Source organism: Bradyrhizobium sp. SZCCHNR1053 (assembly GCF_032381235.1).
Lineage (GTDB): Bacteria > Pseudomonadota > Alphaproteobacteria > Rhizobiales > Xanthobacteraceae > Bradyrhizobium.
The window spans coordinates 76,028-100,663 of record NZ_JAUHJM010000002.1; the positions used below are offsets into that span (position 1 = coordinate 76,028).

The following is a 24,636-nucleotide window of genomic DNA, read 5'->3' on the forward strand; positions in this document are numbered from 1 at the left end:
TGATGGCGGACAAGAAGAACCTTCAAACCGCAGCGTCGAGGACCGATCTCTATCGCCATGTCAGCGTGCTGGCCCTGATGACCGCCCTGACGATGATGGCGCTGCCGCATCAGGCCAATGCGCAGGCCATGACCACCGCCCTTGCCACTTCGGCCACCACGAACGCCGCCGCGAAGGCGGCGCAGGATGCGGCGGCGAAGGCCGCAGCCGCTGCCGCCGCCAAGGCGGCGCAGGACGCCGCTGCCAAGGCTGCGGCGAAGGCGGCGAGCGATGCCGCTGCAAAGGCGGCAGCTAACGCCGCTGCAAAGGCTGCAACCAACGCCGCCGCCAAGGCCGCAGCCGACGCCGCTTCAAAGGCCGCCGCCAACGCCGCCGCAAAGGCCGCGACCAGCGCCGCCGCCAAGGCGGCCACCACGGCCGCAGCAACGGCAGCCGCCACCGCAGCGAGCACGGCAGCCAAGACCGCCGCCGCAACCCCGACGGCCACGGTTGCAACGGCCAGCACCGCGGCCAAGCCCGTCGCGGCCACCACTACGGCGGCCAGCACAGCCAAGCCCGCCGCGGCCGCCACCGCGGCAACGACGACGACCGGCACGGCCAAGACTGCAACCGCGACCACCACGGGCACGAGCACGAGCGCTGCCAAGCCGGCCGCGGCCGCCGCAGCGGCGGCAACCACCACTGTCGCCCTCGCAAAGGCCACCGCCACGCCTGCCGCCGCAGCAACCCCGGCCAAGGCGGCTGCCGCGGCGTCGAGCAGCACCGATGCCGTCGCCAAGGCCAACGCGGCGGCCGCGGCCGCCGCGCAGACCGCCGCCGCCGCCGAGGCGCAGGTCGCCGCCGACCGCAAGGCGATCGATGTCGCGCGTCAGGCCGAGCAGAACGCACGAGGCGCCGCGATCGAGGCCCAGGAGCAGGCCGAGAAGAACCCAACCGCGGCCAACCAGGCGGCGGCGACGGCGAATGCCGCGAAGCTGACGGCCGCCTCGGCCGCGCTGCAGAGCGCCTTCCAGAAGCTCGACAAGGACATCGACGTCTCCAACGAGGCCAAGGAAGCCGCGAACGCCGCCAAGGACACGGCGCGCGAGACCGCCGAGGCCGCCGCGAAGGCGGCCCAGCAGGCCGGCCAAGCCGCCGGCAACGCCAACAATGGTGGCAACGCCAACAATGGCGGCAATGCCAACAATGGCGGAGCGGCGGCCGGCAACGGCGGCAACAACAACAATAACAGCAACCAGCAGAACCAGGCGGCCCAGGAAGCCGCCGAGCAGGCCGCGCTGCAGGCGGCGTTGAAGACCGGCGAGCAGGCCCGCGCGGTCGCCCAGCAGAAGACCCAGGCCGCGCAGGCGGCTGCGACCCAGAACCAGAAGACGGTCGAGGCCGCGCTGAACCAGAAGATCGGCACGATCGATGCGACGGTGGAAGCGGCCGAGCAGAAGGTGAATGCCGACCGGCAGGCCCTGGAGCAGGCGCGTCAGGCGGCACAGCAGGCCAAGCAGGATGCGCAGGAGGCCGCCGAGGTCCTCGAGCGTGCCAACAATGCGGCCAACCAGGCCGCGCTGGCGGCGGCCCAGGCCAAGGCGCAGACCACCGCCAACGCCTTCAACCAGGCCAATGCGACGCTGAACGCCGACAACCAGGCCCTGACCCAGGCGCGCGAAACCGGCGAGCAGCAGGAGGGGGCGCTGCGCGCGGCGGCTCAACAGCAGATCCAGGCCGGCTACACCGCCGCTCAGCAGGCGACCCAGGCCGCCTGGGCCGAGGCGCAGCAGATCGGCAACGCTGCGCTGGCCGCGCTCGAGCAGTAACGCGATTGCGGTCCGCGTCGCCGACCGGCAGCGCGGACCCGCTCATAACAACAAGACCATCACCAGCCACATGCCGAACCGATCGGGGACGGCGCACGCGTCGGCGACCTGACCTCACCCCGCCGCGTGAGACGCGCCCCGGTCCCCCCCCCCCACCGCCCGGCATGCCATGCCTTGAGCCCCGCCCCCCTGCGGGGCTTTTTTTGTGCGCGACCGAGCGATCATGTCGCGGCCATCCTTCGAGCGCCGGTATCGGAGCCAGACCTCATGAGGAGCGCCGCTCTTCGGCGCGTTCAGGCGATGCTCTGCATCGCCCTGAGAACCATGAGGCCCGGAGGACGCCGCCATGGGAAGGCCATCTGCAATAGCCCTGCGGGTCGGCGGTGATGTTGGCGACGACGGTCAGCCAAACGGCCCCCATCACACGCTCAGTACTGGACACGCACGCCGACGACGCCGACCACCGCCATGAAATTGTTGAGCGCGATGTTGGAGCGGGTCCATTCGGTGCGGACCTCGCTCTTCAGCTGAACGTTGCGGTTCATCTTGTAGGTGCCGCCGGCGGCGACGAACATGCGCTGGTCGACGCGGCCGATGCCGACGAACTGATCCTGGCCGTAGCCGCCGCGCAGCGTTCCGATCAGCCACGGCTCGAACTGATGATCCATCTGCAGGATCACGTCGCGGGACAGGATGCCCGAGACGTTCATCGCCGGCGTCTCCGAGGCCTGCGAGCGCGCCACCAGCACGAAGGTCGTGGTGTCGGTCGCGGCCCATGCGAGCGTCGCATCCGCGATCACGCCGCTGACGTTCGGCATCAGCGGCGAGTCCATGCGGCGCGTGAGATAGCCGACCGAGGCTTCGCCGGTCAGCGATCCCATGTTGACGACGGCGCCGCCACGCGCGGTGATGCCGCTGGAATCGCGGCGCTGGCCGTTGAAGTCGACCTGCAGATCGTGGTTGCGCCGATCGAAGCTCATATCGACGAACGGCGAGATGTTCGGCGTCAGCACATAGGTGACGCGGACCTGCGCGCCCGGCTGGGTGTAGTTGCGATCCTGCGTCCGCAGCGGCACGTTGGCCGTGATGACAGCATCGTTGAAGACGACCCGGTCGGCCGATCCCTTGAACGCGATCTCGGCGGGACCGATCTTCTGCAGCACGCCGGCGCTGCCGCCGAAGCTGGTGGCCCGCGGCAGCTTGAGCGCGCCCGGAAGCGTCAAGGCGTCGTTGACGAAACGCGCCTCGCCGGTGACGGCCGTGCCCTCGGTGACGTCGTAGCGCCCTTGCGCGCGCGCCTCGAAGGTCGGATGGCTGATGGAGCGGACGTTGGTGTCCTCGGTATAGGCGCCGCGGAAATCGGCGTTGAGCTGATGCCGCTCCCATTGCGAGCGGACCGCGACCTCCGTCGCCACGATCGCGACCGGTGAGCCCTGCCCGCCGTTGCGCCGGGTGGGATTGGTGTCATAGCCGGCCAGGATCTCGACGGCCGGCTTCACCAGGAACGACCCGACCGTCATCCCCGTCGGATCGTAGGGCTTCGCATCGGCGGTCACCGGCTGCGGCTTCACCGTGTTCAGATTGCGATCCGGAAGAACGTCGCGGTTGCGCAGCACGGCCGCGGGCTGGGCGGCTGCCACGGTCTCGTCCGGCTTGGCCGGCGGCGCCCCGGCGGCTGCCGCGGGCTTTGCCGCGATCTGCCGTGCGGCCGGTTGCGGCGCGGCGCGTTGAGCGTCTCGCGCCGGCTCGGCCGTGGCCACGCGCGCACCACGGGCGGGCTGAAACGCGGAGAATCCGAAGCTGCCGACCGACGCGCCGGGCCTGCCTGGCGCGGCCAGCGACGGCGCGCCGGCCTCCCGCACCGGACGCAACAATGCGCTCACGCCACGCGGGTCCTGGCGCATCATCAGCGTCCGGCTGTCGTTGGTGATCCGCGGAACGTTGTAGTAGATGCTGCGCGCCGTCACGTGACGGAAGAACAGCCGATCGGCGCGTCCCGGGACGACGTCCGTCGGCTTGGCCTTGATGGTCTGCTGTCCGGACGCGGCATCCACCACCATCACGGTCAAGAGCAGCACCTCGACGAGCGCGAGCGTGACCCCGCGGTGGGATCGCGTCACCATGAGCCGCTTGGTCCGCACCGCGAACGCGCCGGTCTTTTGTCGTGAATGAGCCTGCAAAGCAATGCCGGAGAGTATGCCAATATCACGCGACGACGTCAGGTCGGGGCGCCGCCGCAACGACTACGCAGCGCATGCTCGCGACGAGCTCCCCTTGCCTTGCAGATAGCCGGCAAACGTCGGCGGAAGTTTTGCCGAGCTGGGACGATTTCAGGCGAGATTGAGAGGTGTTCGCAATGAACCGCCGCGAAGCGGCGCCGCGGCATCTCCGCGTTCGCAGACAGCACTAATTAGTTGAAATGAGGACAATCGTTGCGCGGGCTTCGCCAAAGTCGGCGAAATTCGGACTTCGGCATGATGTCGTTTCGACGATCATTCGCCCGAGACCGGCTTCGGCGATCGCGGGTCTTGCGCCGTTGCCGCCGTTCAGGAAGCCAAGAAGCCGCCATCGGCCGCCAGAACGTGGCCGACGACGTAGGACGACGCGTCCGACAACAACCACAGCACGGCCTCGGCGATGTCCTCAGGCTGCCCCATCCGGCGCAGCGGCAGGCCGGCGGCGACGGTCGCGACGTCGCCGACACCGGCGCGCAGCATCATGTCGGTGACGACACGTCCGGGCGCAATCGCGTTGATCCGGACGCCGCGCGGTGCCGCCTCCATCGCGGCCGATCGCGTCAGCGAAATGACGGCCGCTTTCGAGGCCGAATAGAGCGCAAGCCCCGCATTCGGATTGCGCACGCCGCTGACGGAGGCGTTGATCACGATGCGTCCCCGGCCGCGCGCATACATGATCGGCAACTGCGCGCGCAGGCACAGAAAAACCGAGCGCACATTGGCGTCGAACACGTCCGCATAGACGCCGTTGCCCTGCTGCTCGATCGGCGCTCGGCGCTCCTGGACACCGGCATTGTTGAAGGCCGCATCCAACCGGCCGTAGCGCTCCAGCACTGCCTGTACCAGGCTCGCCACATCGTCCTCGCGCGTGACGTCGGCTTTCACCGCGAGGGCCTCGGCCCCGAGCGCCCGGCATCGTGCCGCCGTATCGGCCAGCTCGGCCTCGCGCCGCCCGGCGACGACGACCGCCTCCGCGCCGTCGGCGGCGAGCTTCAAGGCGGCGGCGCGGCCGATGCCGGAGCCGCCCCCGGTGACGAGGCAGACCTGCCCCTGCATGCGCGACGCCGCGGTCAAGCGTGCCTCGGCCGTGAGCTGCGTATCACCCATCTCCGACCCTCCGGCGATATGGCGTCGTCGATGCCACGTTGCATCGGCTATTTGTTGTATGATACAACTATATGGCAGGAGTCAAGATGCCGGATCCCGATCTCACGCTCGTCGACGACATCCGCGCCGCCTCGCGCCTGATGGTGCGCGAGCTCGGCTTCATGGAATCGACGCTGGCCGCCACCGACCTTCCGCCGTCGGCGGTCCACACCATCCTGGAGATCGGCCTGCGCGGCCCGCTGACCGCGATGCAGCTCGGCACGATCCTGCATCTCGAGAAATCCAGCATCAGCCGCATGGTCCGCAAGCTGATCGACAGCGGCGAGTTGCAGGAGACAATCGATTCCGGCGACGCCCGCATCAAGCCGCTCTGCCTCACCGCGAAGGGACGGAAGACGCTCGGCACGTTGCACGCCTTCGGCCGCCAACAGGTTCGCGGCGCCCTGTCGTCGCTGTCGAAAGCCGAGCAGCGCACGGTGTGCGAGGGCCTGTTGCTGTACGCCCGCGCGCTCGAAGCCTGGCGCGCGGCAGAGCAGGACATGCAGCCGTCGGAGCCATGAGCGCGCCCGACGGGCAGATTGCGCATACGCACCATGACGAAACTGCCCGTCGTGTTGAAATGCCGCAGCATGCGGCCTTGCGTCGTCGGGCAAATCAGGACGATCTTTCCGCGCATCCCGCCTCACCACGGAGGGGCGTTGCGCGCGATCGTCACGACACGCGAGGCGGGATGCGATGGCCGTGGCCATGCCGCAGCGTAGCTTGCTACGCGGACGAACGGCGTGGCCGCGGACGTGAAGTCGCAGCGTCCTGACACCCCGATGCTGGTGTTACGTTCGCGATGGCGCTGATGCGCCGCGCGGACAATGGTGGCCAACAGCCCGGCGCACCAGGGAGACTGCGTATAAGCGTGAAGACCATCGCGCAGGGAATGCCGGTGATCGGCTGCACCTGTGGTACCTGCCGCCTGCATTTTTTGCTGCAGGCGGGCCATGGGTGAGGCCTTCACCCGGCATTCCCTGCGCCCTCCCATGTGTTGGAGGGTCGTGTCGACCGAACCACTCGGGCGTGATCCGCCGCGAGGGCGTAAGGTCGTGTCAGAAGCTGTTTGAGATGTGAATCGGGCGAGCCTGAGCGACACTGCCGTAGGGTGGGCAAAGCAGCCGCCCGCAGGGCGGTCGCGTGCCCACCGTCGATCTCCGCACGCGGAGCAAATGGTGGGCACGGCGCGCGAGGGAGCGCGGCATGATGCACACAGTATCGCCCGCGCGCCTTTGCCCACCCTACACGCTTAAAATTCGCAAACTTATACGCGGTGCAAGTGAATGCGCCCTCTCCCCTTGGACCTACTTAAATTCCTCGCGCACCTTCGCCTGGATCTTGGCCATGCCGCCGAGCCAGCGGTCGTAGTTCTCGGTCTTCTTGCGCATGTAGCCGAGCACCTGCGGATGCGGCAGGATCAGGAAGCTCTCCTCGGCAAGGCCCTTCAGCACGTCCTGCGCGACCTGCTCCGGCGTCAGATCGCCGTCGCCGGATTGCGGGCCCTTCGGGATCGCGCGCAGCATGTCGGTGTCGACGCCCTGCGGACACAGGATCGAGACCTTGATGTTGTCAGCCTTGTGCGAGATCGCGAGGTTCTCGGCAAATCCCACCGCGGCATGCTTGGTGGTGGAGTAAGGCGCGCTGCCGACCTGCGACAACAGGCCGGCCGCCGAGATCGTGTTGAGGAAATAGCCGCCGCCGCGCGCCTTGTAGCGCGGGATCAGATGCCGCGCCGCATAGACATGAGCCATCACGTGGATGGCCCAACTGCGCGCCCACGGCTCGTCGGAGGTGCCGCCGGCATTCACCGACAACGGGTCGAAGCCGCCGCCGATGCCGGCATTGGAGCAGAACAGCGCAATGGGTCCGAACTGCCGCTCGGTCTCCTCGATCACGTGCCGGATGTCGGCTTCCTGGGAGACGTCGCATCTGAAGGCTGCGCCGCCGATACCATCAGCGACGGCCTTGGCTCCGGCTTCGTCGAGATCGGCCACGATCACCTTGGCGGCACCGGCCTTCGCAAAGGCCTCGCACAGCGCCTTGCCGATGCCGCGGGCTCCGCCGGTGACCACAACAATCTTGCCGGTCACCTGCATGCAAAGCCCTCCTCGTGGAATTTTCTAGGTCAAGACCAGATCGAGCACCGCGGTATAGTGAAAGCCGGCGCCCAGCAACACGAAACCATGCCAGATCGCGTTCTGGAAGCGCAAGCGCCGCCACGAGTGGAAGATGACGCCGAGGCTGTAGAGGATGCCGCCGGTGAGCACGCAGGCCAGGACCGAGGCCGGCATCACCGAGATCACCCGGTCGTACATCATCACGCCGCTCCAGCCGAGCGCGAGATACAGGCCGATCGAGAGCGCATCGAAGCGCCCGGGCCAACGCAGCTTCAGCACGATGCCGAAGATGGCGACGCCCCAGACACCGAGCAGCAGCGCGGCCGAGAATACCGTATCCTTCAGGGCGGCGATGAACGGCGTATAGGTGGCTGCGATCAGCACGTAGATGGCGGAGTGGTCGAAGCGGCGCAGCACCCATTTGGTCGGCGACACCGGCCACAGATTATACGTTGCCGACAGCGTCAGCATCGAGAGCAGTCCGGCGACATAGATCGACACCACCACGATGTCGACGGCGCTGGCATAGATCGAGGTCAGCACGACGAGCACGGTTGCGGCGACCAGCCCGGCGGCGATGCCGACGACGTGGACGACGCCGTCCGCGATCATCTCGACCTTGTCGTAGTTCCAACGCATCGCGCCGGTGGCGGCATGGACGGAGGTCGAGGCGAACTGCTTCAGTTGAAATACGGTCATGTCAGAACCTGGTGCCGGTTTTCCGGGACAATTGTGCCGGAAGGATTATGGTTTCCAGTGGTCAACGTTCCGTTCAAAGTCTGGTTCTATCCGGAAACGGGCCGGAATTGTGAGCTTGAATCCGGCATTTTGCATCGCCACCTGTCAAAAATCGCTCACGTCCTTTTCAACTGGCGAATTCCCCCTCCTCCCATGGTGACCTTTTCCGAACTCGTCGAGGAAGCGCGGCTCTCGGCCCGTGCCCTGCTCGATTATGGCGAGAGCTTCCTCAACCCGACCATCCGCCTCGGCGTCACCGGGCTGTCACGGGCCGGCAAGACCGTGTTCATCACGGCGCTGATCCATGACCTCGTTCGCGGCGGGCGCATGCCGGTGTTCGAGGCCTTGGCATCGGGCCGCATCGCCCGCGCCCATCTGACGCCGCAACCCGACGACGGCGTGCCGCGCTTTGCCTATGAGAGTCATTTGCGGGCGCTGGTCGCCGAGCGGCGCTGGCCGAGTTCGACCGTCGACATCAGCGAGCTCAGGCTGGTGATCGAATTCCAGCGCGCCAACGGCGCCGAGCGGACGCTCACGCTCGACATCGTCGACTATCCCGGCGAATGGCTGCTCGACCTGCCGCTGCTGAACAAGAGCTATGAGCAGTGGGCGCAAGAAAGCCTCGCGCTGTCGCGCAGCGAGCCGCGCGCCCATGTCGCCAAGGACTGGCACGCGCATCTGGCGACGCTCGTCCCCGAGGGCCAGGAGGACGAGCCGGCGACCCTGGAGGCGGCGCGGCTGTTCACCGAATATCTGCGCGCCTGCCGCGACGAGCGCTTCGCCATGAGCCTGCTGCCGCCCGGCCGCTTCCTGATGCCGGGCAATCTCGCGGGCTCGCCGGCGCTCACCTTCGCGCCCCTCGACGTGCCGGCCGAGGGCCAGCCGCCGAGCGGATCGCTGTGGGCGATGATGGCGCGGCGCTACGAGTCCTACAAGGACATCGTGGTGCGGCCGTTCTTCCGCGACCACTTCGCCCGACTCGACCGCCAGATCGTGCTGGTCGACGCGCTGGCGGCGTTCAATGCCGGCCCCGAGGCGCTGCATGATCTCGAGGCCGCGCTGACCGGCATTCTCGATTGCTTCCGCGTCGGGCGCGGAAACATGCTGACGGCGCTGTTCCGGCCGCGCATCGACCGCATCCTGTTCGCGGCGACCAAGGCCGACCATCTGCATCACACCAGCCACGACCGGCTCGAAGCGGTGCTGCGGCGTGCCGTCAACCATGCCGTCGCGCGCGCCGAAAGCACGGGCGCTGCGATCGACGTCGTGGCGCTGGCCGCGGTCAGGGCGACGCGCGAGGCGCTGGTCGCCCGCGGCCGCGACAAGCTCCCCTCGCTGCTCGGCACGCCGGCGGCCGGCGAAAGCGCCAATGGCGAGATCTTCGACGGCAACACCGAGGTCGCCACTTTTCCGGGCGAGCTGCCGGCCGACGCCGAGGAGCTGTTCAAGGGCGGCGCCTATCGCGGCCTGTCGAGCGCCGCCGCCGACGGGACCGATTTCCGCTTCCTTCGGTTCCGCCCGCCTTTGCTGACCCCAGATGCTGGCGCCGAGCCCGCTTTGCCCCATATCCGCATGGACCGCGCCCTTCAGTTCCTGATCGGAGACCGGCTGCAATGAGCGAACGCGCCAAGCCACGTCGTCCCCAGACCTTCCGGCTCGACGATCCCGACGTCGTCGTGGTCGATGCCGAGGAGGCCACCCGGCCGGGCCGCGGCACCATCCAGATCACGCCGGAGGCCGATCCGGTGCAACTGCCGGTGCAGGTCGAGACCATACTGCCGGCGCGGCGCGGCTTTGGCTGGGGCGCGCTTTTTTGGGGCTCGGTCGCCGGCCTCGTCCTGCTCGGCCTCGGCCTCGGCGTCGTCAGACTGATCGAGGATCTGTTCGCCCGCAGCGAAGCCCTCGGCTATGTCGGCGCGGGGTTCGCGGCCGCGGCCGCGATTGCATTGGCGGCCGTCACTGCCCGCGAAACCTACGGGCTGGTGCGGCTCGCCACCATCGAGAAGCTGCATCAGCGCGCGGCTGCGGTGCTGCTGTCCGACGATCGCGCCGAGAGCCGCGAGGTGGTCGCCGAGCTGCTGCGGATCGCACATGCCAATCCCCGGCTGGCGCGTCCGCGTGCCGCGCTTGCCGGCCACGCCGACGACATCATCGACGGCGGTGACATGATCAAGCTCGCCGAGCGCGAGCTGATGGCGCCGCTCGACATCGAGGCACGGCGGCTGGTGTCGGTCGCGGCGCAACGGGTTTCCGTGGTCACGGCCGTGAGCCCGCGCGCGCTGATCGACGTGCTGTTCGTCTTCGTGGCAAGCTTGCGGATGATCCGCCAGCTCGCGCGGCTCTATGGCGGCCGTCCCGGCGCGCTCGGCATGATCAGCCTGTTGCGCCACGTCGTCGCGCATCTCGCCATCACCGGCGGCATGGCCGCGAGCGACAGCCTGATCCAGCAGGTGCTGGGGCATGGCATCGCGGCAAAACTGTCGCAGCGGCTCGGCGAAGGCGTGCTCAACGGACTGCTCACGGCGCGGCTCGGCCTCGCGGCCATCGACGTGACGCGGCCGATGCCGTTCGCCGCGCTGCCGCGGCCGGCGCTGGCGGATCTCGCCAAGGATCTCCTGCGCAAGCAGGAGGACCAGGAATGAAGCTCAGGCCCGCGGCGTGTGATCGGGGTCACCGGCGAGCCAGCGCCATGGGTACAATGGCGAATCCGGTGGCGGCGCCAGCTCCGGCGTCCAGCCCGTCAGCTTGCCGAACGCGTAAGTGTCCATGACACGGCCGCGCCAGCTCCGCTCGACATGTCCGAGCGGCTCGCGGTGCGCGGTCGTGTCCGCCAGCAGCGGGCCGGCATTGTCCGGCTCGCGCACGACATAGAGGCCGGCATGTCCTGCGATCAGGTCCATGCCGGGATCACGGAAGCCGATGAAGCGGGCACGCTCGTTGATCTGGACCACCGGCACGTGCCCTCTGAAGAACCACCGCATCATTGCGTAGGTGCGGTAGTCGGAGGTTGCGATCCAGGTGGCGCCAGTGTTTGCCAGTTCCTGCTCAACGCGCGCCGCCACCTGCTGATAGCCCGCCTCGGCGCCGATCGGATCGGCTCGTCCGAGGACATTCCAGGGCGCTGCGACGTAGTAGAGGAAGATCAGGACCACCATGGCGATGCCGCTGACGACGGCGATCCGCGCCCAGCGCACGGTCGATCGGACGAACCAGGCGGGCGCGCCGTCCTGCGGCAGCTTGACGATGTTGATCGCGACCGCCGCAAACCCGATCGGCCACATGAACATCGGCCAGGTGTCGCCGATCCGCAAGGTAAACGATTTCCAGAGGAAGTAGAGAAACGGCACCAGCACCGCCGTCGACAGCAGGATCGCGACCGGCTCACGCGTGCGATAGCCGCGCCAGGCCGTGAAACTCAGCGCCGACAATGTGACCGGCAGCAGGACGAAGCCGACCTGTCCGAACTGCAATCCGATGTAATCGCCCAGTGTCCGCAACGAAAAACCATGCGGCGCCGTGGCGCGAACGAACTGGAAGCGGAACGAGGCCCAGTCGTGCTGAACGTTCCAGATCAGCACCGGCGAGAACACGGCGAGCGCGATCAGCGCCCCACACCATGGATAGGGACTGAGAAGCCAGCGGCTGCGCCAGGCCGGAACGAGCAGGAACGCCGCCACGCCCGGCAGCAGCATGACCACCGTGAATTTGGACAACAGCGCCAGTCCACCGAACAGTCCGGCGGCGAGCCACCAGCGGCCATCGCCGCTCTCGGCGAGGCGCACCAGCGCCCAGATCATCGCGAGTGCAAACGGGATCGCCGCGACGTCCGGCGCCACCTTGGCCATCAGCAGGCCATAGTAGAGCGCCGCCTCGGGCAGCAGCACCGCGAGGATCACGGCCCGCATATCGTGAGTGGTACGGCGAACGATGTCGGCGAGCAGGAGCTGCGTCACCCCCATCGCGAGGATGCCGGCAAAGCGAACGCCGAGATTGGTGTCGCCGAACAGGGCAGTGCCCAGCCGGATGAACCAGGCGATCATGGGCGGATGATCGAGGAAGCAGAGCTGCAGCTCCTTCGACCAGGTCCAGTAATAGGCCTCGTCGGTGCGCAGATCGAGCGTCCCGGCATAGACGACGCGGAAGATCGTCATGCTTGCGATCACGGTCGCAGCCATCAGCCACGCAGCGCGCGTGGACCGAGACTTTGGGCTGTCGATGCCTGGGGAAATGGCCGTCACGCGGTGCTTTTCCCCGACTCCGCCGGGCGAGTCAACGTTCGCGCGCAGCTCGCGCCGCCGGATGACCGCCGCCACCAGCCCTCTAGGGCAACAGGGAATAAATCTCTAGCATTGCGGCTCCAGATCATACGGACCACATGACCATTTCGATTTACCATCGTTTGCAGTCCGCCTGTCGCGGCATCGGTGTGCGGCAGGTGCGGCTGATCTGCGGCTTCATACTCTTCAGCTACCTGCTCAGTCATTTTCTCAACCATGCGCTCGGCAACATCTCGCTGCAGGCGCTCGCCGAGGGCGTGTCCTATCATGTGGCGTTCTGGCAGTTTCTTCCGATCGCCGTGCTGTTCTATGCGGCCGTTCTTACCCATGGCGGGCTCGGCGTGTGGGCGCTTTATCAGCGCCGGCAATTCAGCCGCAGCACGATGGAACCGCTGCAACTGCTGCTCGGCCTCAGCATCCCCGCGTTGATCTTCAGCCACATCGCCGGCGTCCGCATCGGACAGACCCTGTACGGACAGGAGAAGCTGTACCCGCAGGTTCTGTACTCGTATTGGACCGGCCCGTCCTGGCGGATCTGGTTGATGTCGGCAGCCCTGCTGACGTCATGGGCGCATGGCTGCATCGGGCTGCATTTCTGGCTACGGCTCAAGCCGTTCTACAGGCGCGCGGCGCCGTGGCTGCTCGCCTGCGCCGTGCTGCTCCCGGCGCTGGCGCTGCTCGGCTTCTACCGTGGAGGCCGAGACGTCATCGCCGCCAACGCAACACCGCAGTGGCGTGCCGAAAATCTTTCATTGAAGCAGACCGGCACGCCATCTGAACAGGCGGTGCTGGAGACCATCATGAACGGCTTTCTGGTCGGCTATGGCGGCCTGATCGGCTTGGCGCTCGCCGCGCGCGGCGTGCGAGCGGTCCATGAGCGACGTGGCGGCATGGTCACGCTGTCCTACAACAATGGCCGCTCCATCCGGGTGCCAAAGGGTTTGTCCGTGCTCGAGGCCAGTCTGCGCAACAACGTACCGCATGCCAGCATGTGTGGCGGCCGCGCGCGCTGCTCGACCTGCCGCATCAGGGTGATCGGAGATCCCGGCGCGCTGCCGCCACCCTCGCCTCGCGAGGCCTTCGTCCTCGCGCAGATCGGCGCGGCGGACCCGTCGGTCAGGCTGGCCTGTCAGTTGCGCCCCACTGACGATCTCTCATTCTTTCAACTGTTCATGCCGAACCCGACACCCGGCGAGCGCGGCAGCTCGCGTGCCGGAATCGGGCAGGAGCGCTACCTCGTCAGCCTGTTCGTCGACATGCGCGGATCGACCGGCCTCGCTGAGAAACGGCTGCCGTTCGACGTGGTGTTCATCGTCAACCGCTTCCTCAGCGCCGTCTCCCAGGCCGTGCTGGCGAATGGCGGGCAGCCCAATCAGTTCGTCGGCGACGGTATGCTCGCGCTGTTCGGACTAGCCGCCGATTCACATGTCGCCTGCGGCCAGGCGATCCAGGCGGCGCGTGACATCGCGGCCAACATCGCCGAGCTGAACGCGTTCCTCAGCCATGATCTGCATGAGCCGATCCGCTTCGGCATCGGCATTCACGGCGGCGAGGTGATCGTCGGCGAGATCGGCTATCGCGACCACATGGTGTTCACCGCGCTGGGCGACGCCGTCAACGTCGCATCACGACTGCAGGACATGACGAAGACCCTCGGCTGCCAGGTGATCATCTCGGACGAGGTCTACGCGCGGGCGCGACTCGCCTCCGACGTGCTGCCGCAGCGCGAGGTCGAGATTCGCGGCCGCGCCGAGCCGATGCGCGTCAGGACGGCCATGGATGCCGGCGAACTCGCGATGCTCTCGGACGAGGGGGCCGCTGCATGACGCGTTGCGTTGAACCTGTTTGCAGCCTGCGCTGTCATACCGAGAACGGTTGCAGCGGGTCCGCGGTGACTGGCGGAACGGTGGCGCTGCGGTCAAAAGCCGCAAAGCCGCCACGATATCGATCATTTCGGGCCAAAACCGCCCGCTGTTTGCGCTATCACGCCTGTCGCAACCGCAGTAGTCTTGAATTTCGGGCCTGACGGTTTGCGGGGACCGCCGGCTCGTACTCGGATTGGTCCCGCGGAGGCGACGTATGGCTAAAGGTACGGTCAAGTGGTTCAACCCGACCAAGGGCTATGGCTTCATCCAGCCCGCGGCCGGGGGCAAGGACATTTTCGTTCACATCTCCGCAGTGCAGAAGGCCGGGCTGACGACCCTCAACGAGGGCCAGACGATCGAGTACGACGAGATCGCCAACCGCGGCAGGAGTTCGGCCGAGAACCTGAAAGTGTAGTGGACCAATTGGCGCGCCATTCCGCCTCGCGGCTTTTCGGCGCGATCGTTTCCCTCACCAAGCCAGCATGATTGTCGACACGTCGAAATAGACAGGAGCGGTGCCCGCTCCTGATCACATCTTTACGTTTGTTTGTAGTTTCGGCTCCCTCCCCGCCATTGCCTCGCTCGCCCGACCTGGGTCAAATGCGCCTCGAACCGCGCCGTCAGCAGAATTCCAGCGCGCGGAAACAAGCGACGGGAGCGACGCATCATGGACGACAAGGGCATTTTCCATGGCCTGAAGGTGCTGGACTGCGCGAGCTTCATCGCAGCCCCTGCAGCCGCCACCGTTCTTTCCGATTTCGGCGCTGACGTCATCAAAATCGAGCCGCCCGGCGCCGGCGATCCCTACCGCAACCTGCCGAACCTGCCGGGCTATCCGCGCAGCGAGCATAACTACGCGTGGTATCTCGAAGCCCGCAACAAGCGGAGCCTCGCGCTCGATCTTTCGAAATCCGAAGCTCAAGCCGTGCTGCAGCGGCTGGTGAGTGAAGCCGATGTCTTCATCACCAACTTCCCGCCGTCGGTCCGCGCCAAGCTCGGCCTCACCCACGAAAAGCTGGCGCCGCTCAATCCGCGGCTGATCTATGCGTCGTTCACCGGGTATGGCGAGAAGGGCGAGGAAGCCGACAAACCCGGCTTCGACAGCAATGCCTATTGGGCGCGCTCCGGACTGATGGACCTGGTCCGCGCCGACGAGAGCACGACACCCGCCCGCTCCGTCGCCGGGATGGGCGACCACCCCTGCGCGATGGCGTTCTATGGCGCGATCGTCACGGCGCTGTACCAGCGCGAGAAGACCGGCAAGGGCTGCCATGTCGCCTCCAACCTGATGGCGAACGGGGTCTGGGCGGCCTCCGTGCTTGCTCAGGCCAAGCTTTGCGGCGCGACCTTCGTCGAGCGGCGGCCACGCGAACGCGCGCTGAACGCGGTCGCCAATCATTACAAGTGCCAGGACGGCCGCTGGATCATGCTGTCGCTCCTCAATGAGGAGAAGCAGTGGCCGATCCTCGCCCGCTGCCTCGGCCGGGAGGAGCTGATCGATGATCCGCGCTTCGTCACCAAGGCCGATCGCCACGCCCGCTCGGTCGAGCTGATCCACGAGTTCGACGCGGTGTTCGCGACCAGGCCGCTGGCCGAATGGCGCCGGATCCTCGACGGCAGCGGGCTCGTGTTCGGGGTGGTCGGCATTCTCGACGACATTCCAAACGACAGGCAGATGATCGAGAACGAGGTGCTGGTGCCGTTCGAGAACGACACCATGCTGACGGTCAACAGCCCGATCTTCATCGACGGCCAGCGCAAGGTCACCCCGCGCAAGCCGCCCGGCATAGGCCAACACAGTGACGAGATCCTGCGCAGCGCCGGCTTCGACGACGAGACCATCCGCGACCTGCGCGCGCGCGGCGCGGTGGCCTGAGCTAGCGGGTCGCGACGAAGCACATGCCGAACCGCGTCGCCGGGCCGGTCTGACAGGACAGGTTCGCGGCGCAGGTCCAGGTCGAGAAGCTCCTGTCATTGTCCGCGGCCGCGGCGTGGCTCGCGTAGCAATGCCCGCCCCAGCCGTCGTTGTAGACCGTGCCGGCGAGCTCATCGCTGCCGCGCAATTGCGGGCGGCTGGCGAAGCCGCGCGAGAAATCCGGAGTCCGCCCCTCGGCAAAGGCGGTGAGGATGTCGCGCCGGCGGACCTGGTCGCCGAAGAAGTGCGGCGAGCCCGGCACCACGACGGTGTTGGACGGCTTCTCCGCCATCCAGTCGACGCCGGGAAAGTGAAAGCCGCCGATGCCGCGGGTCTGATGGCAGCCGCCGCAGCTCGAATCGTTGAGGCGGCGCTCGAAGCCCGCGACCGACCGGATGTTCTCCAGCACGATGCCCTGCGCGGCCGCCTTCTCCAGCGCACCGACCACGTCGGCCTCGGTGAACACCGCGCCCTGCCCGGCCGCGCTCCCCTGCACCAGCCCGTAGGCCGGCAGCAGATCGGAATTGACGAATCCGACCGGGGTCGGCGCCACCGCAACCTTGGCCAGGAACTGCTCGGGGATCACCGCGGTGCCGCGGTCGAGCTCGCCGAGATGGACCGGGTCGAGCAGCCAGGCCTTGAACTCGCGCGCCAGAGCGGCATCCGCCAGCAGCCGGTCGCGATCGACCTGATCCTCCAGCACCGCCTCCTCGAACGTCCCGCTCGCGGCCTGATAGTCGAACACCTTCATCATGTAGTCGGTGCGGAAATCGCGGATCGCCGATTTCGGCGCATGCGCGATCTGCAGGTTGGTCTCGATGCGGTGGATGTTCTCGGGCCTGATCAGCGCCAGCGGGCCGTCCGGCGCCGTCAGCTTCGCGGCAAGCTCCGGGCCGGTCAGTTGCAGATCGGACATCGCCAGCCAGCGCTTGGCGATCTCGGCACAGCTCGGCGAATTGCTCTTGGCCTCCGCATCGCTGCGCGCCTTGAGCACGATGTTGAGCGTCATCGGCAGCCGCGGCGAGGCGACCTCGCCATCTTTGGCCTCGGGCGGCGTGGTCCGCGTCAGGCGGTACAGCAGCCGCACCTCGCCGCAATGGTCGGGATCGACGAAGGCGCGATCCATGCGATTGACGACGCCGGCCAGCACGAAGCGGGCATCGGACGAATCGAGCATGGTGCGGTCGAACAGCTGGAACGCGTAGGACGTGCCGACGCCAATGCTCTCGTTCGGCAGCGTGGTCTTGTGCTTGTCGACATAGCGGTCGAACTCCGCGTCGAGCGCCTTGCGCACGGGAATCATCGACGGCAGCGCAAACAATGCCGCGTCGGTCAGCGGCGCATCGCTCGCGCGCGCAAGCATCTTCCCAAGGCCGAACGCGCCGTTGTCGAGCTCACGCAGCGCGAACGGCTCGAGGATGGCGGCGCCGCGCTCGATCGGCGCGCTCTCGTCCGCATGAGCGAGCTGGCCGCAGCACAGCATGACAAGGCCGAATACCGACAGTCGCAAGACGCGCCTCCTCGCTTCCACGAACATGCAATTGAGGGCCTGCTAGTCCTCGAAGATAGCCGAAAGGCGGGCGGCTTCGGACAATTGTGCGACGAGGCGCCTCACGTCGCGGTGAGGCGCTTCGTCCAGATTCGTCTCCAAAAACAGATGGTCCGTCAGCGTGCGACGACAAGCCCCTTGGTGGTGACGACCACCCAGCGGCCGTCCTGCTTGCGGATCGCGTCGACCTTGCCGAGGCCCGGCACGGGATCGCCGGCATAGACCTCGTAGAGGCCACCGCGGCCCTCGATCAGCGCGCCACCACGACCGACGTCGCGCAGCACCCAGCCCTCGACGACCTTGGGCTTGGTGGCCTCCGCGCGGCTCGGCTCGGGGCGAGCGGTCTCCGCCCTCGCCGGCTCGGCCCGGCTCGCCTCTGCCCTTGCTGCTTCGGTCCTGGCTGCCTCGGTGGTCCTGGCCGCGTCGGCCCGGCTCGCCACGCCCGCGGGCGGCGCCGCCGCATTGATCGCGCCCACCGCCTGCGGCACGGACGCGGCGCTGTCTCGCGCGGGGGCCTGCGCGGTCGCGGACGCCTGCGCGGCGCGCAGCCGGTCCACGGCCTCGCTCAGACGCTGCAGCTCGCTCGGCTTGGCCGACGATTTCGTCGACAGGTCACCCAGGATCTTCTCGAGCCGGTCGAGACGCTCGGCGGACTTGTTGAGCTCGACGAGGCTGGTCTGATTGGTCTGGTCGAGGCTCGCCTTCAGCGCGGCGACATCATTGTCGATCCGCGCCACGGTCGCGCCAAGCGTGGAGTCTGTAGCCTCGCCTGCCGCCGCATCGGCCACGTCACCGCCGCCGGAGCGCGTGACGAACTTGGCCGTGACCAGACCACCGGCAACGCCGCCGACAATCATCGACAGCAGCAGGATCGCAGCCATGGCCGGCAGGCCGAGCCTGCCGTTTACGGCATGCGGCGGCGGGGCCTGGCCCGGCTGCGGAGGCGGCAGCGCCGCTCCGGCAGCGGTCGCGCTGGCCGCCGTTGCGGCAGCGGCCGCCGGCTTGGACGCCGCATTGAACTTGAAAGGCTCGGTCTTGAACTTCGCTTTGGCCCAGGCCGCGGCCTTGTCGACCGCGGCAAAAGCACCCGCCCTGGTCGCCGGTCCGGCATCCGCCTGGACTGGCGTGACCGGGCGCGTCGCGGACACCTCGGGTTTGGCCGCGGATGCCTGCTTGGCAACGGGCTCCGACTTGGCCTCCGACTTGGCGACAGTCTCTGGCCTGGCAACAGTCTCCGGCTTGGCAGCCGGCTCTGGCCGGACGACGGCTTCTGTCTTGGTGGCAGCCACGGACTTGATCGGCGCGTCCGGCTTGATGGCCGTCTCCGGCTTCGGCGCAGCCGCCGCCATCGGGCCGACTTTCGGCGCATTGGCCGCGAGCATCGACAGCTTCGGTGTCTCGACCTTGAGGAGCTCACCGGCCGCAGCCGTCTTGATCGGCTCCGACTTGACCGGCTCCGTCCTGATCAGATCCAGGATCGTCGAGGGAGATCTCGCAGCACTCGAGCTCGCTGCGGCTTCGACTTTGCCCGTCGCCGCAAGGTTGCCCCCCGCCGCCTGGGCCTTGGTCAGCTCGGGCTTGACCTTGTCGGATTTGCCCTTGTCGGACTTGACCAGGTCGAGCCGCGCGGGCTCTGGTTTGGCTCGCTCCGGCTTCGCCGCTTGGATCTTGGCGGGCTCGATCTTTTCCGGCTCGGCCGTAAGGGCTTCGACCTTGACCTGCTCGGGCTTGACCGGCTTGACGCTGATCGTCCCGATCTCGGTGTCGGCCGTCATCTCGGTCTTGATCTCAGACTTGTTGGCCTCGGCCTGCGGCTCGGGCGCGGTCACCGCTTCCACGATCGCCGCCTTGGGGTCGATGCCCGGACGGTCAGCCGCAGGCGCTTCGTGATCCGGCGCGATCATGGGCGGGGCGACGGTCGCGATCGCAGGCACGGCCAAGTCGACTGCATCGGGGAACGCGGATGTCTTCGGCATCAGGTCGACACTCGCACTGGCCATGCCAGTCGTATCGGCCACGCCAAGGCTGGCCCGTTCGGGCTTTTGGTCGCTCACGTTCAGAGTCTCCGCATGACGTTGAGCACTTGGTAACCTTAGTTAGCGTTCGATTGATTGCCAAAATCTTACTTTTGGAAGGCTTACCTGAGTTTTAGGGATTCATACCGGGCGGATTTGCGCCGACAAAGTGGAGCAGATGTGGCGGGCGGTGCCCGAATATTCAGCTCTGGGCGGCCTCGCCCGGTGGCAGCAGGCTCGCTCGGCACACGGCGTAGCGCGGTCGACGCGGAGACGAACGGAGCCGCTCTCGCGGCGCGATGGCGCCCGAGCTTTGACGATCATTCCCTCCTCATTAGTCGGAGGGCGCAGGGAAGGCCGGGTGCCGACTGGCTGACCTTGCCCCCAAGTTTTATCCAGGTCTGAGTTCGTTCGGGCGGTTGGATGTGCCCATCCGGGCGGTGGTAGCGGCGGGAGCTGGCGCGGAGCTCTCGACATAGCGCAGCGCCAGATCCCGACGCGGATTGCAGGTGGCGGCGAACGCGGATGGCGTCTTCCATCCGAGCTGGGAGTGCGGCCTAGAGTCGTTATAGTCGGTCTGCCAGCATCGGAGCGCAACGCGGGCCTGGGCGAGCGAGGTGAACAGCGTCTCGTTCAGCAGTTCATCCCGCAGGCGGCCGTTGAAGCTCTCGATGAAGGCGTTCTGCATGGGTTTCCCCGGTGCGATGTAGTGCCAGGCGACACGGCTCTGATCGGTCCATGTCAGAATGGCATTGCTCGTGAACTCGCTGCCGTTGTCGCTCACCACCATCTTGGGCTTGCCGCGCTCGGCCACCAGCCGGTCCAGCTCCCGAGCGACCCGGGCGCCCGAGAGTGAGGTGTCGGCCACCAGCGCCAGGCATTCGCGGGTGCAGTCGTCGACCACGGTCAGGACGCGGAAGCGCCGGCCGTCGGTCATCTGATCCGACACGAAGTCGAGCGACCAGCGATCATTCGAGAGCAGCGGCACCGTCATCGGTGCTCGCGTCCCGATAGCGCGCTTGCGGCCACCTCTGCGGCGCACCGTGAGCCGTTCCTCCCGGTACAGCCGGAACAGCTTCTTGTGATTGACCAGATAGCCCTCCCGCTTGAGCAGGACGTGCAGGCGACGATAGCCGAAGCGGCGACGCTCATGGGCGATCGCCCTCATGCGCTGCCGCAGCCCGGCATCATCGGCCCGGCTCGTCCGATATCTGACTGTCATGCGGCAACAGCCGATGGCTTTACACGCCCGCCGTTCGCTCATCCCGTGAACGCCCACGAGATGTGCGACAGCTTTCCGCTTCGCCGCGGGCGTCACCACTTCTTTCCCAGGAGATCCTTCAGGGCGGCATTGTCCAGCATGGCGTCCGCCAGCAGCCGCTTGAGCCGCGTGTTCTCGTCCTCCAGCGTCTTCAGCCGCTTGGCCTCCGAGACGTCCATTCCGCCGAACTTGGCCTTCCACTTGTAGATGCTGGCGTCGCTCACACCATGCTTGCGGCACAGATCGGCGACCGGAACGCCAGCCTCGTGCTCCTTCAAAATCCCAATGATCTGCTCTTCCGTAAAGCGGCTGCGCTTCATGCTCTGGTCCTCGTTGGGCCAGAACGAACTTCAAACTGGATTAAGCCCCAGGGGCAAGGTCAAGCTGACGCTATCGGACCCGATTTCTGCCGACACTCGACAGCTGGATATTCAGATATGGCGGACACCTGTTGCCGAGCGACGGCGAAGTCATTTCAGCCATTCATGACTACGAGCCGGCGTGGACCGGTCCATATCACGGCATCAGCATCGTCCACGACATCTCGATCTTCGCTGGCGATCTTGTGGTGTCGAAGAACGCCGACATCAGATGGAATGCCTCACACGGCGACGGCACCAGGCGTGATCATGAAGAAATGGGGTTCGGTCAACCGTGTCTCGTGGGGATCCCTCATTTTGGATATGAGAGCCACTGCCCGATATTCTACGAGGTTTTTCGCTGGTTCGCCGCCGCGCGCCACAGGTTGGCGGGGCGTATCGGCCTGAAGATGGACGTCGATCGGAGAGGCAGCTTTGCGGAGCACCTCAACTTCCTGGCCGCCCCCGAGCCTCCACCGGTCGTTCCGCTGTCCCAGCGCGTGATCGATGATTAACAAGCCTCTCCATCCACGAACTAAGTTTGCGGTCCAGGACTGTCACCTCAACTCCCTTGCGAGAGATGCCGAGGTCTCTGGCTTCAGCCCATTGCGCCCCTCAATCTTCATTGACGATCATGCACCGTGCTCGCCGCACGTTACGGGTCAGCTTCGCGGCCTTCAGCGCAGCCTCGAGCCGCCCGCTCAGAAACAGCGCACCCGCAAGGCTCGGGTCGGTCCAGAGGTCACAACCTTCCAGAGCTGCCGCCCCGACCGCAATTTGGTTGTCTTTGGGCAAGCTAACCATCAGTTTGCCCTTGGGCCACAAGTCCGGCTGAACGAAACCGCCGGTTGATCGCCCGGAACGAAAGGTCTGCTTCTGACATCCGAGATTTAGGAAATACCAGGCCCCCGGCACCAGTTCGACGCGATTGCCCTGATAGAGCTCTATGTTGGACAGGCCGCCCTTTCCAAGGTCGAATCTCCCAAGCACTTCGGCAAAATCGGAAGAGACAACGATGAAGGCATTGACCCGAAAGAAATCGGACAACTTTCCAATACGCCGATCCTTGTACCTCGGGTAGGCCCGCTTCGGACGCTCATCTTCCGTCAACGTTTCACCGTCCTCGTGCTTGCGCATGAGCTTGTCCAGACGGTCCAGTTCTTCCCGATATTCGGTATCTTGCCAGTAATCCTTGCCCTGGTCATCCGGGTTCAGATTGAATTTCGAAATATTGGAAGAGTCCATGAAGCAGTCACTCACCCAGACCCTTTCAATCACGCGACTTCTCCCGAAAAAGACTTATCTCGCAGAACGAGTTTCGACCCACTCCGCCAGAGGGGCGGCGCCGAATACTTCAAACATTTTTACTTACGTCGCTCTTAAAAAAAACGTTGATCCTGCGCAGAGCGATCTTCCAAGGCGCCTGCGCCAAATCACAGGACAATGTGCACTCAATTGGCAGGAGGGGCGAAGGCGAGCAAACTATGAGCTGTCTTGCCGGCGTCGTCATGAATTCTCACCGCGTTTCGGCTGGGCGCCGGTTCTCGATCGCAAATGTGCCGTCTCGCCTCGTCCTTTTCGATGAACGCTCTGGTTGCTTTCGTAGACTAATACTCTGCGTTCGGGTTATTTTTTCATCTCCAGCATTTCAAGGGGAGCGCTCATGCGAAAGCTCATTTCTTCGATCGGATTTTTGTGCGCCGCACTTTTGATCCTTGCCTCGCCAGGGGCTCACGCGCAGGCGACGCGGACCTGGGTGTCCGGCGTCGGCGACGACGTCAACCCGTGCAGCCGCACGGCGCCCTGCAAGACCTTCGCCGGTGCGATCTCGAAGACCGCCGCCGGCGGTGAGATCGACGTGCTCGATCCCGGCGGCTACGGCGCCGTCACGATCACCAAATCGATCACGATCGACGGCGGGGGGACCATGGCCTCGATCCTGGCGTCGGCGACCAACGGCATCAACGTGAATGCCGGCGCCAACGACGTCATCATCCTGCGCAATCTGAGCATCAACGGCGCCGGCACAACCCTCGGCCTCAACGGCGTCAATTTCCTGGCCGGCCGAAAGCTCGTCGTCGAGAACTGTACCTTCGAGAACTTCTCGCAAAGCGCAATCTCGGTCGCGCCGACCGGTGCGGCACAGGTGGTGATCGCGGACTCCTCGCTCAAGGCGTCCGCGTTCGGCGTCACGGTCTCGACCGCGAATTCGAGCAGCGCGATCAGCGTGCTCGTCTCGAACACGAAGGCCATCGAAAATGCCAATGCCGGGATATCCGCCACGGTCCCGGCCGGAAAGCCGGGGATGGGCGTGTTTCTCGACCGGCTGACCTCCGAGTTCAACAACACCGGCGTTCTGGCGAGCGGCAGCGGCGCCATCGTGACGTTGGGAAATTCCGTCATCCAGGGCAACGCCAACGGCGTCGTCCAGACCGGCGGCGGCTCCGTCTCGTCCTTCAAGAACAACGCGATCAGCAACAACGGCGTCGACGGCACGCCGCTCACGGGGATCAGCCTGAATTAGCGACGGCGACGCGGGAGGTCGGACGTTCGGCGACCCGCGCCTGGCGGACAACGTGCAATCGCACGAGCGAGGTCCCGTTGCCGGCGGGACCTCGCTCGATTGCGTCGATGCTGGCGCTCAGACGCCGGCGGCGGCCGCGTGCTGGGCCGCCATCTCGGCATCCGCGGCGGTGACGCGCTGGAACGCCGGACGCTGGGTGACGCGCTCGGCATAGCGCACGAACACGTCCTTGCGCGGCACGACGCCGAACATCATGGTCCAGTTGAAGGCGACGCCCCACAGAATGTCGGCAGCGGTCATGCGCTCGCCCAGCAGATACGGCCCCTTGGCGAGCTGCTGCTCAAGCGCACCCAGCATCGTGTCGTAGTCGGCGTAGGGCGACTGCGTGATCGGGGCCGGTTCGCGCTTCATGAAATGGTCGATCACGGCGGGCTCGAACGACGCACCGTAATAGGCGATCCAGCGCAGATAGGGCCCGCGCATGGCATCGTCGAGCGCCGGCGTCAGCCCCGCTTGCGGAAACAGATCAGCGAGATAGATGAAGATCGCGACCTGCTCGGTCACGATCTGGCCGCGATGTCCGATCGTCGGCACCTTGCCGAGCGGATTGACGGCCAGGAACTCCGGCTTGCGCTGCTCGCCCGCCTTCATGTTGAGGACATGCAGATCGTAGGGCGCGCCCAGCTCCTCGAGCAGGACGCGGGTGCCGGCGGCGCGGGTCTGCGGCGAGTAATACAGCGTGATCTTGTCGTCGGCGGTCATGATGGTGTCCTCCCATTGCCGGCTGCGGTGCGGGCTTGTCGCACACCATACCTGACAAGG

19 protein-coding genes are annotated in these 24,636 nt (G+C 66.4%); 9 read left to right on the forward strand and 10 right to left on the reverse strand.

Going from position 1 to position 24,636, the window contains the following annotated elements:
• Positions 1–2 precede the first annotated feature (2 nt).
• Complete coding sequence (locus QX051_RS05310) at positions 3–1,808, forward strand: hypothetical protein (protein ID WP_315775367.1); 1,806 nt, start codon at positions 3–5, stop codon at positions 1,806–1,808.
• 428 nt (positions 1,809–2,236) lie between these two features.
• Here the strand turns inward: QX051_RS05310 and QX051_RS05315 are convergent, their stop codons facing one another.
• Together QX051_RS05315 and QX051_RS05320 are read right to left on the reverse strand one after the other, a co-directional pair.
• On the reverse strand, positions 2,237–3,931 hold the full coding sequence (locus tag QX051_RS05315) for an outer membrane beta-barrel protein (protein WP_315734265.1): 1,695 nt from the start codon (positions 3,929–3,931) through the stop codon (positions 2,237–2,239).
• Between the two features lie 423 nt (positions 3,932–4,354).
• Positions 4,355–5,152 (reverse strand): SDR family NAD(P)-dependent oxidoreductase, encoded by a 798-nt coding sequence (locus QX051_RS05320; RefSeq protein ID WP_315734267.1) that lies wholly within the window; start codon positions 5,150–5,152, stop codon positions 4,355–4,357.
• A gap of 86 nt (positions 5,153–5,238) precedes the next feature.
• Here QX051_RS05320 and QX051_RS05325 point away from each other — a divergent pair, with 86 nt between their 5' ends.
• On the forward strand, positions 5,239–5,712 hold the full coding sequence (locus QX051_RS05325; protein ID WP_315734268.1) for a MarR family winged helix-turn-helix transcriptional regulator: 474 nt from the start codon (positions 5,239–5,241) through the stop codon (positions 5,710–5,712).
• 786 nt (positions 5,713–6,498) lie between these two features.
• On the opposite strand, the gene QX051_RS05330 is transcribed toward QX051_RS05325, so the two are convergent.
• Positions 6,499–7,290 carry an SDR family oxidoreductase gene (locus QX051_RS05330; protein WP_315775368.1) on the reverse strand — a complete coding sequence of 264 codons (792 nt, stop codon included), beginning with the start codon at positions 7,288–7,290 and terminating at the stop codon, positions 6,499–6,501.
• A 24-nt stretch (positions 7,291–7,314) separates the two neighbouring features.
• Positions 7,315–8,010: a PAQR family membrane homeostasis protein TrhA gene (gene trhA / locus QX051_RS05335; RefSeq protein ID WP_315759485.1), complete on the reverse strand. Its 696-nt coding sequence runs from the start codon at positions 8,008–8,010 to the stop codon at positions 7,315–7,317.
• A gap of 192 nt (positions 8,011–8,202) precedes the next feature.
• Between trhA and QX051_RS05340 the strand changes: the two genes are divergently transcribed.
• Together QX051_RS05340 and QX051_RS05345 are read left to right on the forward strand one after the other, a co-directional pair.
• Positions 8,203–9,666: a YcjX family protein gene (locus QX051_RS05340; protein WP_315775369.1), complete on the forward strand. Its 1,464-nt coding sequence runs from the start codon at positions 8,203–8,205 to the stop codon at positions 9,664–9,666.
• Positions 9,663–10,691: a TIGR01620 family protein gene (locus QX051_RS05345; protein WP_315775370.1), complete on the forward strand. Its 1,029-nt coding sequence runs from the start codon at positions 9,663–9,665 to the stop codon at positions 10,689–10,691. Before QX051_RS05340 ends, QX051_RS05345 begins: the two co-directional genes overlap by 4 nt.
• Positions 10,692–10,694: 3 nt before the next feature.
• Here QX051_RS05345 and QX051_RS05350 read toward each other — a convergent pair whose 3' ends face one another.
• The gene (locus tag QX051_RS05350) at positions 10,695–12,200 is read right to left on the reverse strand and encodes a glycosyltransferase family 39 protein (protein ID WP_315775371.1); all 1,506 of its coding nucleotides are present in this window, start codon (positions 12,198–12,200) and stop codon (positions 10,695–10,697) included.
• Between the two features lie 224 nt (positions 12,201–12,424).
• On the opposite strand from QX051_RS05350, the gene QX051_RS05355 reads away from it, so the two are divergent.
• The 3 genes from QX051_RS05355 (at position 12,425) to QX051_RS05365 (ending at position 16,067) form a co-directional block, all read left to right on the forward strand.
• Positions 12,425–14,152: an adenylate/guanylate cyclase domain-containing protein gene (locus tag QX051_RS05355; protein ID WP_315775372.1), complete on the forward strand. Its 1,728-nt coding sequence runs from the start codon at positions 12,425–12,427 to the stop codon at positions 14,150–14,152.
• Between the two features lie 253 nt (positions 14,153–14,405).
• On the forward strand, positions 14,406–14,606 hold the full coding sequence (locus QX051_RS05360) for a cold-shock protein (protein ID WP_315734280.1): 201 nt from the start codon (positions 14,406–14,408) through the stop codon (positions 14,604–14,606).
• A gap of 252 nt (positions 14,607–14,858) precedes the next feature.
• Positions 14,859–16,067 (forward strand): CoA transferase, encoded by a 1,209-nt coding sequence (locus tag QX051_RS05365; protein WP_315775373.1) that lies wholly within the window; start codon positions 14,859–14,861, stop codon positions 16,065–16,067.
• Between the two features lies 1 nt (position 16,068).
• On the opposite strand, the gene QX051_RS05370 is transcribed toward QX051_RS05365, so the two are convergent.
• From QX051_RS05370 to QX051_RS05380, 3 genes are all read right to left on the reverse strand, one after another.
• On the reverse strand, positions 16,069–17,643 hold the full coding sequence (locus QX051_RS05370; protein ID WP_409998067.1) for a hypothetical protein: 1,575 nt from the start codon (positions 17,641–17,643) through the stop codon (positions 16,069–16,071).
• A gap of 128 nt (positions 17,644–17,771) precedes the next feature.
• On the reverse strand, positions 17,772–19,709 hold the full coding sequence (locus QX051_RS05375) for a hypothetical protein (RefSeq protein ID WP_315734284.1): 1,938 nt from the start codon (positions 19,707–19,709) through the stop codon (positions 17,772–17,774).
• 352 nt (positions 19,710–20,061) lie between these two features.
• A protein-coding gene (locus tag QX051_RS05380; protein ID WP_315775374.1) for an IS3 family transposase occupies positions 20,062–21,251 on the reverse strand; the annotation gives its coding sequence in 2 pieces (ribosomal slippage) (positions 20,062–21,002 and positions 21,002–21,251; 1,191 coding nt in all).
• Positions 21,252–21,382: 131 nt separating this feature from the next.
• On the opposite strand from QX051_RS05380, the gene QX051_RS05385 reads away from it, so the two are divergent.
• Positions 21,383–21,805 carry a hypothetical protein gene (locus tag QX051_RS05385; protein WP_315775375.1) on the forward strand — a complete coding sequence of 141 codons (423 nt, stop codon included), beginning with the start codon at positions 21,383–21,385 and terminating at the stop codon, positions 21,803–21,805.
• Positions 21,806–21,905: 100 nt separating this feature from the next.
• Here QX051_RS05385 and QX051_RS05390 read toward each other — a convergent pair whose 3' ends face one another.
• Positions 21,906–22,568: a hypothetical protein gene (locus tag QX051_RS05390; RefSeq protein ID WP_315775376.1), complete on the reverse strand. Its 663-nt coding sequence runs from the start codon at positions 22,566–22,568 to the stop codon at positions 21,906–21,908.
• Between the two features lie 385 nt (positions 22,569–22,953).
• On the opposite strand from QX051_RS05390, the gene QX051_RS05395 reads away from it, so the two are divergent.
• Positions 22,954–23,814 carry a right-handed parallel beta-helix repeat-containing protein gene (locus QX051_RS05395; protein WP_315734290.1) on the forward strand — a complete coding sequence of 287 codons (861 nt, stop codon included), beginning with the start codon at positions 22,954–22,956 and terminating at the stop codon, positions 23,812–23,814.
• A 117-nt stretch (positions 23,815–23,931) separates the two neighbouring features.
• Here the strand turns inward: QX051_RS05395 and QX051_RS05400 are convergent, their stop codons facing one another.
• Positions 23,932–24,576 (reverse strand): glutathione S-transferase family protein, encoded by a 645-nt coding sequence (locus QX051_RS05400; RefSeq protein WP_315775377.1) that lies wholly within the window; start codon positions 24,574–24,576, stop codon positions 23,932–23,934.
• Positions 24,577–24,636: the final 60 nt, after the last annotated feature.